The 14,320-nt window shown below is 62.7% G+C and carries 9 protein-coding genes and 1 tRNA gene; 6 read left to right on the top strand and 4 right to left on the bottom strand.

What is annotated here, in order from left to right; translation table 11 throughout:
• Positions 1 to 76, top strand: a tRNA-Val gene (locus tag G5134_RS19405).
• A gap of 49 nt (positions 77 to 125) precedes the next feature.
• Here G5134_RS19405 and G5134_RS19400 read toward each other — a convergent pair.
• A complete protein-coding gene (locus G5134_RS19400) occupies positions 126 to 2,231 on the bottom strand; it encodes a methyl-accepting chemotaxis protein (protein ID WP_054543480.1) in 2,106 nt (701 codons plus the stop codon).
• Between the two features lie 140 nt (positions 2,232 to 2,371).
• Between G5134_RS19400 and nadA the strand changes: the two genes are divergently transcribed.
• A complete protein-coding gene (nadA, locus tag G5134_RS19395) occupies positions 2,372 to 3,445 on the top strand; it encodes a quinolinate synthase NadA (RefSeq protein WP_065018794.1) in 1,074 nt (357 codons plus the stop codon).
• Between the two features lie 70 nt (positions 3,446 to 3,515).
• On the opposite strand, the gene G5134_RS19390 is transcribed toward nadA, so the two are convergent.
• Together G5134_RS19390 and gap are read right to left on the bottom strand one after the other, a co-directional pair.
• Complete coding sequence (locus tag G5134_RS19390) at positions 3,516 to 4,382, bottom strand: D-hexose-6-phosphate mutarotase (RefSeq protein ID WP_065018795.1); 867 nt, start codon at positions 4,380 to 4,382, stop codon at positions 3,516 to 3,518.
• 115 nt (positions 4,383 to 4,497) lie between these two features.
• Positions 4,498 to 5,493, bottom strand: a complete 996-nt coding sequence (gene gap, locus G5134_RS19385; protein WP_005304894.1) for a type I glyceraldehyde-3-phosphate dehydrogenase — start codon at positions 5,491 to 5,493, stop codon at positions 4,498 to 4,500.
• A 347-nt stretch (positions 5,494 to 5,840) separates the two neighbouring features.
• On the opposite strand from gap, the gene malQ reads away from it, so the two are divergent.
• From malQ to msrB, 4 genes are all read left to right on the top strand, one after another.
• Entirely contained in the window at positions 5,841 to 8,030 is a 2,190-nt protein-coding gene (gene malQ / locus G5134_RS19380) for a 4-alpha-glucanotransferase (protein ID WP_065018796.1), read from the top strand.
• Positions 8,031 to 8,112: 82 nt separating this feature from the next.
• Entirely contained in the window at positions 8,113 to 10,290 is a 2,178-nt protein-coding gene (gene glgB, locus G5134_RS19375; protein WP_065018797.1) for a 1,4-alpha-glucan branching protein GlgB, read from the top strand.
• The gene (gene glgX, locus G5134_RS19370) at positions 10,290 to 12,431 is read left to right on the top strand and encodes a glycogen debranching protein GlgX (protein WP_017780473.1); all 2,142 of its coding nucleotides are present in this window, start codon (positions 10,290 to 10,292) and stop codon (positions 12,429 to 12,431) included. The genes glgB and glgX overlap by 1 nt, the downstream gene beginning before the upstream one ends.
• 56 nt (positions 12,432 to 12,487) lie before the next feature.
• A complete protein-coding gene (gene msrB / locus G5134_RS19365; protein ID WP_017780474.1) occupies positions 12,488 to 12,880 on the top strand; it encodes a peptide-methionine (R)-S-oxide reductase MsrB in 393 nt (130 codons plus the stop codon).
• Between the two features lie 80 nt (positions 12,881 to 12,960).
• Here the strand turns inward: msrB and chrA are convergent, their stop codons facing one another.
• A complete protein-coding gene (gene chrA / locus G5134_RS19360) occupies positions 12,961 to 14,121 on the bottom strand; it encodes a chromate efflux transporter (RefSeq protein WP_421232141.1) in 1,161 nt (386 codons plus the stop codon).
• Positions 14,122 to 14,320: the final 199 nt, after the last annotated feature.

Here is a 14,320-nt window from a genome sequence, read left to right as displayed (position 1 = left end):
GGTCGTTTAGCTCAGCTGGGAGAGCACCTCCCTTACAAGGAGGGGGTCACTGGTTCGATCCCAGTAACGACCACCAGATTGAAAAAGCCCGCAGCAATGCGGGCTTTTTTTATGGCTGTTTGGCATCAGGTTCTCAGCCGCTCGAGCTGGTTGGCCAGCGCCGTCGCGGCCTGTTCCAGCTGCTCGCTCAGGCGGTGGCTGGCATTGGCCTCCTGTCCCAGGGTGGTGGCGGCATCGCCGATCCGCATCAGGTTCTGGTTGATGGTGTCGCTGACGGCGCTCTGCTGCTCGGCCGCCGTGGCCACCTGGCTGATGTGATCGTGGATCTGCTGGATCTGGGTGACCACCTGGTTGAGGGCTTCAAACGCCTGCTCCGTCCCTTCTACCGTGCTGGCCGAACGGGCGATGCCGGTACTCATCAACTGCTGGCTGCTGCTGACTTCGGTCTGCAGGCTGCCGATGAGCTGACCTATCTCGTCGGTGGACTCCCGGGTCTTGTTGGCCAGGGCCCGCACTTCATCTGCCACCACGGCAAAACCGCGCCCCATGTCGCCGGCCCGCGCCGCCTCGATGGCCGCATTGAGCGCCAGCAGGTTGGTCTGCTCGGCGATGGCCCTGATCACGTCGAGAATGCGGCTGATGTTGGTGCTGCGCTGGGCAACCTGGGCGACCGCCTTGTCGGCCTGATGCATGTCTTCGACCAGGGTGTGGATCTCGTTGCGGGCCCGGCTCAGGGTCTGCTGGGCCGTGCTTATGTGGTGGGTCGCCGTCTCAGACTCCTGGGCCGCCTGCTCCGCATAACCCGCCACACTGACCGCCGTGGTGCTCATCTGATGCATGGCGCTGACCACGCTCTCCAGCTCCAGGCTCTGTTCATCCAGGCTGCTGCGCATGGTATCGGCCGTCTGCTTCATACCACTGGCCTGCTGGTGCACCTGCTGGCCGATCTGCTTGCTGCCCTGCACCATGCCGCGCAGCTTGCCGAGGAAGGCGTTGAGGTGACCGCCCAGTTCGATCAGCTCCTGGTGGGTGTCTATCTTCATCTGCTGGGTCAGGTCTCCCTCGTGACTGGCGAGGTGAGACACATGGCGGCTGATGAGGGAGAGGGGGGCCGTGATGCTCTGGATGAACCAGATGAGCAACGCCAGCGCCAGCAGGGTGACGACGACGATGGCGATCAACTGCTGCTGCTGGGTGGCCTGCAGCAGGTCGCCCAGCTGGTTGCTGATTGTGTTGGCCTGGCTGAGGGCCAGCGCCTTGGGCACCTTGATCATCAGCCACCACTGGCTGTCGGCGGCATCGATCCTGACCGGTTGCTGCAGGATGAAGTCGCTCTCCGTGCTCTGTGCCTGGCCGGTAGGGGCCGTGAGGCCGGCTTCCGTCAACGGCCGTCCCAGCTTGTCGGCGTGGCGGTTGCTGCCGACGATGAGCCCCATCTTGCTGACCAGGGTGACCTCGGCCTGGTTGTCGTAAAGGCTCTTGCCGAGGCTCTCGGCCAGTTGCTGGAAGATGGGGAGGTTCATGTCGACGCCGGTAATGCCGGCAAATTTGCCCGCCTTCAGGATGGGCACCGTCAGGCTGGTCATCAGCATCTGGTTGCCTGGGCTGATTTCGTAGAGATAGGGCTCCATCAGGCAGGGGCGCAGGGTGTCTCGGCCGCACAGGTACCACTCGCTGTTGCGAATGCCGAACTCGTTGACCGAGGTGTCGTATTTGGCGGCACTGCTGGCGGCATCCACCGGCTGCTGGCTGATTTGTCCCCCCTGATCCCGGGTAAAATAAATCTCCAGGCTGCCCTTGCTGGCGACGGAGTGGGAAGCGCCAGCCATCCAGCTGGCATCCTGACCGTCATACCCGTCGGGTTCAAACTGGGCGTAGATGGAGCTGATGCCGCCAGCCTGCTGCAGACGGCTGCGAAGCAGCATCTCGACCTGGGGGCGGCTCAGCAGCCCGTCAGGCTGCGCCATGCTGCCCTCCAGTTGAGCCGCCATGCCCAGCGGCACCTGATAGGACTGTTGCAGCAGGGCGGCTATCTGCACCGCATAGCGCTCGGCTTGAAATTGCAGGGTTCGGGATACCTCCTGCTCCAGCGCCTGGCGGGTCTGGCTCACTATGTCGTTGCGCAGGGAGTTCAGCGAGGAGGATTGCATCAGGGTCATGGCGAGGCCGCTGGCGATAAACAGACCCATGGTGAGCAGCAGCAGCTTGGTCTTGAGTGAACGTTGTTTCATCCGACTACTCCTTTGGCAAGAATGACAACGAATGAGATGAGTATATTCGGACGCTTGCACGGCACCTGATTTGTTGATGGGTTTGTGCACGGCTTCTGGTTATAATTTTTGCCTTTCCAAGCGTTGATGGAACAGTCGCAATGAGCAATGCACTGAACAATGTCCCGCCGGCAGTCGAGATGGACTATCCGTTTCCGGCCAAGCCCCTTCCCCTGAGCGCCGAGCAGAAGACGACCCTGATCGCAGACATCAAGGCACTGCTCAAGGAGCGCAAGGCGGTGCTGGTCGCCCACTACTACACGGATCCCGAGATCCAGGCGCTGGCGGAGGAGACCGGCGGCTTCGTCGGTGACTCCCTCGAGATGGCCCGTTTTGGCCGCGATCATGAGGCGCAGACCCTGATCGTCGCCGGGGTGCGCTTCATGGGGGAGACCTCCAAGATCCTGAGCCCCCACAAGCGGGTGCTGATGCCGACCCTGGAGGCCGAGTGTTCCCTCGATCTGGGCTGCCCCATTGAGCAGTTCTCCGCCTTCTGTGACGCCCATCCCGATCACATAGTGGTGGTCTATGCCAACACCTCGGCGGCAGTCAAGGCGCGGGCGGACTGGGTGGTCACCTCCAGCATCGCGCTGGAGATCGTCGAGCACCTGGACAGCCAGGGTCACAAGATCATCTGGGGCCCGGACCGTCACCTGGGGGCCTATATCGAGAAGAAGACGGGCGCCGAGATGCTGCGCTGGCAGGGCCACTGCATCGTCCACGACGAGTTCAAGGCCCGCGCCCTGCGCGAGCTGAAGGAGCAGAATCCGGATGCCGCCGTGCTGGTCCACCCGGAGTCCCCTGCCTCGGTGATCGAACTGGCCGATGCGGTGGGCTCCACCAGCCAGCTGATCAAGGCGGCCAGGGAGCTGCCCCAGCAGAAGCTCATCGTGGCGACCGATCGCGGCATCTTCTACAAGATGCAGCAGGCCTGCCCGGAGAAGGAGATGGTGGAAGCGCCGACCGGTGGCGATGGTGCCACCTGCCGCAGCTGTGCCCACTGCCCCTGGATGGCGATGAACGGTCTGGTGGCCATCAAGTCGGCCCTGACCGATGGCGCCGAGCGCCACGAGATCCATGTGGATGAGGCACTGCGGGTGAAGGCTCTGATCCCGCTCGACCGCATGCTTAACTTCGCCGCCGAGCTCAAGCTCAAGACCCAGGGCAATGCCTGATCACCAAGACAAACAGATGCAAAGAGGGCTCCCGCGGGAGCCCTCTTTATTTATCTGAACCTCATTCGGCTCAGATGATCACGGTGGAGAAGCTGTGCTCTTCATCCGGTGCAACGGTCACGCCTGTCTCGCTGGCGATGGCTGCTTCGACGCACAGCATGGTGCGATAGCCGTCATCGCTCATGTCGGCCATGGCGCTCGCCCCTTCCAGCCAGGGGGTCCAGACCACCACGCTGTCGTGGTTGCCGCTGACCACCCGGGTCTGACGCTCGCCATCCTGAATGCTGACCTGGGCGTCTGGCTGCCAGTAGACCCGATCCAGCGGCCCGTTCAGGGTCAAGGCGCCCCGCTGCTGGCCATTCTGGCCGGTCAGCTTGTCGGCATAAGGCTCGCCAAGGCCGCTGACGCTCACTGCTTCCGGAGTGCTTATCTGCAGGTAGGTGTGCAGGGCTCCGCCGTAGACGAGGGGCTCTTTACCTGTGTTGCGGGTAGTCAGTACCAGAGCCAGCTCCTTGCCCACCAGTACGTCCAGCTCCAGTTCGAAGGCGTGGGGCCAGAACTGACGAGTGGCCTCGTTGTCACGCAGAGACAGATGGACGAGCGTACCGTCGCCGTGATCGGAAACGCCGTCCAGCGTCCACAGGCTGGTGCGGGCAAAGCCGTGGGAGGGCTTGCCGCTACCGACGCGGGCCGGCGCCGGGCCGAACCAGGGCCAGCAGAGAGGAATGCCGCCGCGAATGGGCTTGCTGCCATCCAGCACAGCCTTGTCGCTGAGCCAGATGGAGGCGGGTTCATCATGGCGCTGATAGCTCAGTACGTGGGCGCCAAACAGGCTGATTTCTGCCTTGGCGTAGCCGTTGTCGATGGTCAGCAGCGGCTGGCCAGCCGGGTTGTCGCTGAGGGTACAGTGGGCAGTCAGAGTGCGTGTCGGTTGCATGAGGACTCCTGTGCTCGCGCACATTCAGAAGAGAAGGGTGGAATAATCCCGGTCCAGAATACAAAAAGGCGGCCCATGGCCGCCTTTTTCAAGCTACTTGATTGCTTATCCCAAATTACTTGGAGATGTGAGCGATCAGGTCCAGAACCTTGCTGGAGTAGCCCATTTCGTTGTCGTACCAGGATACAACTTTAACGAACTTGTCGGTCAGCTGGATACCAGCCTTGGCGTCGAACACGGAGGTCTGACGCTCGCCCAGGAAGTCGGTGGAAACCACTTCGTCTTCGGTGTAGCCCAGCACGCCCTTCATGGCGCCTTCGGAAGCTGCTTTCATCGCTTCGCAGATTTCTGCGTAGGTGGCAGCTTTCTTCAGGTTGACGGTCAGGTCAACTACGGATACGTCCGGAGTCGGAACACGGAAAGCCATACCGGTCAGCAGGCCTTTCAGTTCCGGGATAACGACGCCAACAGCCTTGGCAGCACCGGTAGAGGACGGGATGATGTTCTGAGCCGCACCGCGGCCACCGCGCCAGTCTTTGGCAGACGGACCATCAACGGTCTTCTGGGTAGCAGTGGTAGCGTGAACGGTGGTCATCAGACCGGATTCGATACCGAAGGTGTCGTTCAGTACTTTGGCGATCGGAGCCAGGCAGTTGGTGGTGCAGGAAGCGTTGGAAACGATGTCCTGGCCAGCATAGGTAGCGTGGTTAACGCCCATTACGAACATCGGGGTAGCGTCTTTGGACGGACCGGTCAGTACAACTTTCTTGGCGCCGGCAGCGATGTGCTTGCGAGCGGTCTCGTCGGTCAGGAACAGACCGGTAGCTTCGGCAACAACGTCAACACCGATGGCATCCCATTTCAGGTTGGCCGGGTCACGTTCAGCGGTAACACGTACGGTTTTGCCGTTGACAACCAGGTTGCCGTCTTTGACTTCAACGGTGCCCTTGAAGCGGCCGTGAGTGGAGTCGTACTTCAGCATGTAAGCCATGTAGTCAACGTCGATCAGATCGTTGATACCAACAACTTCGATGTCGTTGCGCTCGCAAGCCAGACGGAAGACGAAGCGACCGATGCGGCCAAAACCGTTAATACCTACTTTGATAGTCATAATTGGTTACCTAACTGTTCAGTAGTCAAAGAAAATTCCGCTTGTAAATTTACTAGAACTCCCCCGCGAGTCAACCAACAATCTGTCTGAAATTGCGCTATATCATGAAAAACTGTGAAATTTATTTTCTGTTTATGTAACTGACTACCAGCTTTTGGCGAAATAACTATCGATTGAACCGGCGTGGCAGTTATCAACAATAGTGCCTACTCGGTCACACAACCAGCCAGACAGATGTGTAAAAATGTGCGCGGTTTAGCATGGCCCATAGAGCCACTGTTCAAGTACCACCCATAAAAATTAATCAAAATAGTATAGATAGAATCCACAGCGGGAATTCTCAAACTATGACCACCCTGATTGAACAGCTGGCTGCCGCTAAAGGTATCGCCAGCGAGTATGTTGATGCCTGGGGCCACCCGGCTCAGGTATCCGAAGAGAGCAAGGCCGCCATGCTGGGCGCCATGGGTTACCGCGTCGACGACGAGGCGGCCCTGACCGAACAGCTTGAGCAGGAGCACCGCCAGCACTGGCTGCGTGCGCTGGATCCCGTGATGGTGGTCCGCAGCGGCGAGCCCATTACCCTCGAAGTCCGTTTGCCCATCGAATTCGTCAACGACGCCCTCACCTGGCAGCTCAAGCTGGAGCAGGGCGGCCTGTTGTCCGGTCAGCTTACCCCCATCGACGGTGAGCTGGTCGGCGTGGCCGAATTAGAAGAGATGGAGTGCCAGGCCTATCGCGTGGCCCTGGATGTGCAGCCCGAGCTGGGTTATCACGATCTGACCCTGCTGGAGGAGGGCAACGACGAGCCGCTTGCCAGCATGCGCCTCATCGTCGCGCCCAAGGCCTGCTACAAGCAGCCTCCCATCGCCAATGGCCGCAAGGTGTGGGGCCCGAGCGTACAGCTCTACTGTCTGCGCAGCCGCCACAACTGGGGCATCGGCGATTTCAGCGATCTGGGTCAGCTGGTCGAGAAGATGGCCGCCTGGGGCGCCCACTTCGTCGGCCTCAACCCGATCCATGCCCTCTATCCGGCCAACCCGGAGAGCGCCAGCCCTTACAGCCCCTCGTCCCGGCGCTGGCTCAACGTGGCCTACATCGATGTGGAAGCGGTGCCCGAATTCCAAGGGAACGCTGGCCTCAAGGCGGAAGTGGCAAGCCCCGCTTTCCAGCAGCATCTGAGCGAGCTGCGTGCCAAGGGCAACGTGGATTACACCGGCGTCATCGAGACCAAGCTCGGCATGCTGCGCCAGGTGTTCGATCAGGCGAGCCTCGGCGCCGAGCGTCAGGCCGCCTTCGATGCGTTCGTTGTCGCCGGCGGCGACAGCTTGCAACAACAGGCCGCCTTCGATGCCCTGCAAGCCCACTTCTATGCCAAGGGCGAGAATGCCTGGGGCTGGCCGGTGTGGCCGGAGCCGTTTCGCGACTACCACAATCCTGAAGTGGCGACCTGGATGGCCGAGCACAGTCAGGATGTGAATTTCTACCTCTATCTGCAGTTCCTGGCCGACGAACAGCTGGCCCGGGCCGACGCCCGTGCCAAGGCGGCGGGCATGGTGATGGGGATCTACCGCGATCTGGCGGTGGGCGTCTCCGAAGGTTCCACCGAGATCTGGGCCAACCGTGATCTCTACTGCCCGAAAGCCTCGGTCGGTGCGCCGCCCGATATTCTGGGCCCGCTTGGCCAGAACTGGGGCCTGCCCCCCATGAACCCGAACCAGCTGTTCGAAGCGGCTTACCAGCCGATGGTGGATCTGTTCCGCGCCAACATGCGTTCCTGCGGCGCGCTGCGCATCGACCACGTGATGGCCTTGCTGCGCCTGTGGTGGGTGCCGCCCGGAGAGTCCGCCGCCAAAGGCGCCTACATCTATTACCCGGTCAACGACCTGCTCGGCATCCTGGCCCTCGAGTCCCACCGCAATCAGTGTCTGCTGATCGGCGAGGATCTCGGTACCGTGCCGGAGGGGATCGATGTGACCCTGAAAGAGAACGGCGTCCACTCCTACAAGGTGTTCTTCTTCGAACGTTCCAAGGCCGATGGCGGCTTCATCTCCCCGGCTCACTATGCCGAGCAGGCGATGTCGGCGCTGACCACCCACGACATGCCGACCCTCAAGGGCTTCTGGCATTGTGACGATCTGGCGCTGGGGCGCGAGCTGGGTTTGTATCCAGATGAAGACGTACTCAAGACCCTGTATGCTGATCGCCACCAGGCCAAGCAGCGCATTCTCGACAGCCTGCACGGCCACGGGGTGATCTCCGGCAACATCAGCCACGACGTGAACTGGGTTGGCATGAACACCGAGCTCAACCACGGTCTGCAACTGCACATGTCCCGCGGCAGCTGCGCCCTGTTCAGCACCCAGCTGGAGGATTGGCTGGAGATGGACAAGCCGGTCAACGTGCCGGGCACCAGTTACGAGTACCCGAACTGGCGCCGCAAGCTCTCCACCGATCTGGAGGATATTTTTGCCAATGAGGCGCTCAAGGCGCTGGCAGGCAAGATGAGCCAGGCCCGTGACGAGGCTAGTCGTTGAGCTACTGCCGACAAAACGTGACTCACTTACATCCGCTTCGGCCCAGGCCGGAGCGGATGCTCAGCTATGAAAGGAAATCTCGATGCTCGTTGAACGTTTGGTTGCAGCCCGCTGTTCCGATCCCTTCTCCCACTTAGGCCTGCAGGCCAATCCGGATGGGCCCGGCCTCAAGCTGACCGTCTGGTTACCCGATGCCCAGGCCGTAAGGGTCAGGGATCTCAAGTCGGGCAAGATTGTTGCCACCCTGGCGCCCACCGATGATTCGGGCCTCTTTGAAACTGTTTTCACCCGCCGTAAAAATCCCTTCCCCTACCAGTTGCTTGCCGACTACCCAGATACCACCGTCGAGGTCATCGATCCCTATCAGTTCCAGGATGCGGGCTGGGCCGGGTTGGCAGAGCTCACCTACCAGCCGGAAAACCTCTACCACACGCTCGGTGCCCAACTGCGCACAGTGGAGCATCTGGACCAGCGAGTGGAAGGGGTGCGCTTTGCGGTCTATGCGCCGAGCGCCACCGCGGTGAGCCTCATCGGCGATTTCAACTTCTGGGACGGCCGTCGTCACCCGATGCAGCGCAGCCAGTGCGGTCACTGGGTGCTGTTTGTACCGGGCCTCAAGGCCGGGGATCGCTACAAGTTCGAACTGAAAGACCCCATGGGTAACCGGCTGCCGCACAAGAGCGACCCAGTGGGTTTCTACTGCGAGCAGTACCCCTCGTTCGCCTCCGTGGTCTATGACCACGACCAGTACCAGTGGCAGGATGCCGCCTGGCGCGAGAGCCAGCTCAACGACAAGCGCGAGCAGCCGCTCTCCATCTACGAGCTGCACGTCGGCTCCTGGAAGCGCCACCCCAACGGTGACAGCCTGAGCTGGCGCGAGCTGGCGGTGGAGCTGGTCGATTACGTCAAAGAGATGGAATACACCCACATCGAGTTGCTGCCGGTCTCCGAGCATCCGTTCAGCGGCTCCTGGGGCTACCAGCCGGTGGGCATGTTCTCTCCCACCAGCCGCTACGGCACGGCTGATGATTTCAAATACTTCGTGGATCAGTGCCACCAGGCCGGGATCGGCGTAATTCTGGATTGGGTGCCCGCCCACTTCCCCTCCGATGCCCACGGGCTGGCTCGCTTCGACGGCACTCCGCTCTACGAGTACGAGGATCCGCGCCGTGGCTGGCACCCGGACTGGAACTCCTACATCTATGACTTCGGTCGCAATACGGTGCGCCAGTTCCTGGTGGCCAGCGCCCTGTTCTGGCTCGACAAGTTCCACGTCGACGGCCTGCGGGTAGATGCGGTGGCCTCCATGCTCTATCTGGACTATTCCCGCAACGAGGGGGAGTGGGTGCCCAACGTCGATGGTGGCAACCACAACTACGAGGCGATCAGCCTGCTCAAGTGGACCAACGAGGAGGTATACGGCAAGTACCCCCACGCCATGACCATCGCCGAGGAGTCCACCGCCTTCGCCGGGGTCTCCCGTCCCACTTTCCTGGGCGGTCTGGGTTTTGGCTTCAAGTGGAATATGGGCTGGATGCACGACACCCTCACCTACATGCAGAAGGAGCCCATTCACCGCCGTTACCACCACAACGACATGACCTTCTCCATGGTGTACCACTATGACGAGAACTTCATTCTGTCGCTCTCCCACGACGAAGTGGTGCACGGCAAGCACTCCATGCTCTACAAGATGCCGGGGGACGAGTGGCAGCAGGCGGCCAACCTGCGCGCCTACATGGGCTTCATGTATGCTCATCCCGGCAAGAAGCTCAACTTCATGGGCACCGAGATCGCCCAGAGCAACGAGTGGAATCACGATGCCCAGCTGCCTTGGCACCTGCTGCAGTATCCCAAGCACGGCGGCCAGCAGCGGTTGATCCATGACCTCAACCACCTCTACCGTCATGAAGCTGCCTTGTATCAGGCGGACTATGAGCAGGCCGGCTTCCGTTGGCTGGATCACAACGACGCCGACAACAGCATCTTCGCCTGGCTGCGGGCCGACAAGCAGGGAGCCAACCCGCTGGTGGTGGCCTGCAACTTCACCCCGGTGCCGCGTATCGGTTATCGCCTCGGGGTGCCTGCGGCCGGTCACTACCGGGTGGTGCTCAACACCGACAGCGAGCATTACTGGGGCAGCAACTATGATGTGGGTCTGGTGTTCGTCGCCGAGCCGACCCCCTGGCAGGGGATGGCGCACAGCATAGTGCTGGACTTGCCGCCGCTCGCAACCTTGTTCATCAAACAGGAGCCTTGATGTTTGCAATGGAAAAGGGGCAGGACTACCCGCTGGGAGTGCTGCTCGACAAGACGGGTTGTCACTTCTGCGTCTGGGCGCCGCAATCGGACAAGGTGGAGCTCTGCCTGTTCGACGAGCAGGAGCGGGAGCTGGCTCGTCTCGAGCTGCCCGGCCGGCGCGGCCAGTACCGCTTCGGCTATGTGCGCGGGGTTAGGGCCGGCCAGCGTTACGGCTACCGGGTGCACGGCATCTCCCAGGAGGGGATGCTGTTCGACCCGGACAAGCTGCTGATCGACCCCTATGCCAAGGCACTCAGCCGCCCCACCTATTGGGACGATGCCCTCTATCAGGGGGACAGCGCGGCCATGGTGGCCAAATCGGTGGTGGTGGATGATGCCTTCGACTGGCAGGGGGTGGGCAAGCCCGCCATCGAGCCAGCCCGCACCGTCATCTACGAGGCCCACGTCAAGGGCCTCACCCGCCAGCATCAGGGGGTGCCGAGCGAGCTGCGCGGCACCTATCTGGGGATCTGCCACCCGCTCATCATCGAACATCTCAAGTCCCTCGGCGTTAGCGCGGTGCAGCTGATGCCGGTGGCGGCCTTCATGTCCGAGCCCAGGCTCGAGCAGCTGGGGCTCACCAACTACTGGGGTTACAACCCCATCGCCTTCTTCGCCCCCGAGCCGCGCTATGCGGCGCAGGAGGCGGTGACCGAGTTCAAGACCATGGTGCGCGAGCTGCACAGAGCCGGGCTCGAGGTGATCCTGGACGTGGTCTACAACCACACCGCGGAGGCGGGCTTCGACGGTCCAGTGCTCTCCTTCAAGGGCTTTGACAACGCCGGTTACTACGCCTTCGAGGCGGGGGCCCACGGCCCCGATTACACTCGCCACGCCAACGTCACCGGTTGCGGCAACAGCGTCAATCTGGATCACCCCAACAGCCTGCGGCTGGTGCTCGATGCCCTGCGCTACTGGGTCACCGAGATGCAGGTGGACGGCTTTCGCTTCGATCTGGCGGTTACCCTGGCGCGGGAGGCGGGGGAGTTTGACCCCATGGGGGCCTTCTTCAAGGCCATGATGGCGGATCCCGTGCTGGCGCGAGTCAAGCTCATCGCCGAACCCTGGGATATCGGCCCCTTCGGTTATCGCCTCGGCCAGTTTCCGAGCCAGTGGCTGGAGATCAACGACCGCTACCGCGACACGGTTCGCGCCTTCTGGCGCGGCGATGCGGGCAAGATGGGGGACTTTGCCACCCGGCTGGTGGGGTCACGGGATCTGTTCCCGAAGAACTGGCGCTCCCCCCATACCAGCGTCAACTACCTCTGCTATCACGACGGCTTCACCCTGGAGGATCTGGTCTCCTACAACCAGCGCCACAACCAGGCCAACGGCGAGGACAACCGGGACGGCCACGGCAACAACCTCTCCTGCAACCACGGCGTCGAGGGGCCGACGCTCGACCCCAGGGTGAACAACCTGCGCCAGCAGCAGAAGCGTAATCTGATCGCCACCCTGCTGCTGTCACAAGGGACACCGCACTTCCTCGCCGGCGACGAGATGGGCCGCAGCCAGCTCGGCAACAACAACGCCTACTGCCAGGACAACCAGATCAGCTGGGTCAACTGGCAGTGGCGACCGGAGGACGAGCGGCTGCTCGCCTTCACCCAGCAGATGATGGCGCTGCGGGCGGAGTCCACCGTCTTCTCCAACCTGCAGCTGAGCGACGACAGCTGGAATGGCGCCCCCAGCAGCTGCCACCAGGTCAACTGGTATCACCCGGATGGCCATCAGCTCACCGATCAGGACTGGCACGCCCCCATGGGGCAGGCTTTTGCCATGGATATAGGGATGATTGGTTGCGGCGGGGAGCGCTGGTTCGTGCTGTTCAACGCCAGCGACTACGACATCCAGTTCCGCCTGCCGCCGCCGGGGGATGGCATGGAGTGGATCCAGACCATTGACACCGCCACCAATGACGGCTTGCCGTTCCTGCCCGACGACATCAAGCGGCAGGTGGCGGTGGGCCGGGCCCACTCCCTCAAGCTGCTGGAGCGGGTAGCCCTGAGTGCGGTGGCGCTGGCGGAGGAAGAGGCGCTGGCCACTGCGGATGTTGCCGCCGTGTTGCCAACGGGATCACAGTTCCCGCTGGCGGGGTAGAGTGCGGCGCCCTGACTGGGTATGCTGGGCACCGTTATTCACGGCAAGGAGTCAGTATGAGCGGCAACACCCCCAACCCCGAGCAGTGGCGCAAGCAGTTGAGCGCCGAGCAGTATCACGTCTGCTGGGAGAAGGGCACGGAGCGTCCCTACAGCGGCGCCCTGCTCCACAACCGCAAGAGCGGCGACTACCTGTGCGTCTGCTGCAAGCAGGTGCTGTTTCACTCGGATGCCAAGTTTGATTCGGGCTGCGGCTGGCCCTCGTTCGATCGGGCCATCGACGGGACCGTGACCTACACAGAGGACAACAGCCACGGCATGAAACGGGTGGAGATCACCTGCAGCCAGTGCGGCTCCCACCTCGGTCACGTCTTCCCGGACGGGCCGACCGAGACCGGCCAGCGCTACTGCGTCAACAGCCTGAGCCTGGATTTCGATCCCGAGCCCTGAGCCTGGCGATAGACATGCATGCAAAAACGGCCCCCTGCCTTGGCAGGGGGCCGTTTCTTTGTGGTCGCCGCCAGGGTCGCTCAGGCCAGCAGCAGGGTGGCGCCCATCAACAGGGTCGCCAGCGCCAGAATGGGCAGCCTGAGTGCCCGCAGCAGGTAGAAGCCGACGGCGGCCAGCGCCAGATCGGTGGGGGCCAGCACGGCGCTCTGCCAGACCGGCTGATAGAGTGCCGCCAGCAGCAGACCCACCACGGCGGCGTTGATGCCGGCCACGGCGCCGGCGAGGCGAGGGCGGGCCAGCCAGCTCTGCCAGCAGGGGCCCATGGCCCACAGCAGCAGAAAACCGGGCAGAAACAGCGCCAGGGTCGCCAGCAGAGCACCGCCCAACGGGGTGGCCGGCAGCAACTGGGCGCCGAGATAGGTCGCCAGGGTGAACATGGGGCCGGGCACCAGCTGGGCCAGGCTGTAGCCGGTCAGGAGCTGCTGCTGGCTGAGACTGTGCCCCGCGCTCTCCGCCAGCAGGGGCAGCACCACGTGGCCGCCGCCAAACACCAGGCTGCCGGCCCGGTAGAAGTCGGCGACCAGCTGGCCGACGGGGCCCCCCAGCAGCGGCAGGCCGATAAACAGCAGGGCGAACAGCAGCAGGGTGGGCCAGTGGGGTCGGCTCACAGCGCCGGCAGACGACAAGGGAGTGCCGCTGTGGTCTGCCTGACGGGAACAGAGCAGGGCGGCGCCCGCCAGCATGACGAGCTGGGTGAGCAGGCCGGGCTGCCACCAGAGGGCGGCCGCGGTGGCGACCATGATCCCCTGGCTCTGCGCTGTTTTGCAGAACTGGCGGCTCATGGTGAGCACCGCATCGGCGACCACCACCAGCGCCAGCAGCTTGAGGCCGTGCAGGGCGGCATCGAGCCAGAGGTTGTTGCCGAGCTGGCCCAGGCCGATGGCGGCGGCCAGCAACAGCAGGAAGGAGGGGAGGGTGAAGCCGGCGAAGGCGGCCAGCGCTCCGCCAAGCCCGGCCCGCTGGCGACCGATGGCAAAGCCGAGCTGGCTGGAGGCAGGGCCCGGCAGCAGCTGGCAGAGGGCCAGCAACTGGGCGAATTCGGCCTGGGTCAGCCAGCCCAGCCGCTCGACGAAGGTGCGCTGGAAGTAGCCGATATGAGCGGCCGGCCCACCAAAGCTGATGCAGCCCAGCCACAGAAATTGCATGAATACCTGTCCCACCTCGTCGCTCCCCTCGCGCATTTCATCAGACGGTGGAGATGATATGACAAAGCGGTGACTTTTTTATGACAAATCAGGGGGCTGCTGGCAGGTAGCTGCGCCTTGTCAGCCAGCAGGCGATGGTCTATGGGGTGGGCTGGTTTGGCGTCGGCAGATAGCAACGGCCAGCCAGCCAGCAGGCGATGGCTTATGGGGCCGACTGGCTCGAGGTCGGCAGGTG

It is taken from the genome of Aeromonas sp. 600276 (genome assembly GCF_049175815.1).
GTDB lineage: Bacteria > Pseudomonadota > Gammaproteobacteria > Enterobacterales > Aeromonadaceae > Aeromonas > Aeromonas dhakensis.
This window is presented reverse-complemented; position numbering and strand designations above follow the sequence as displayed.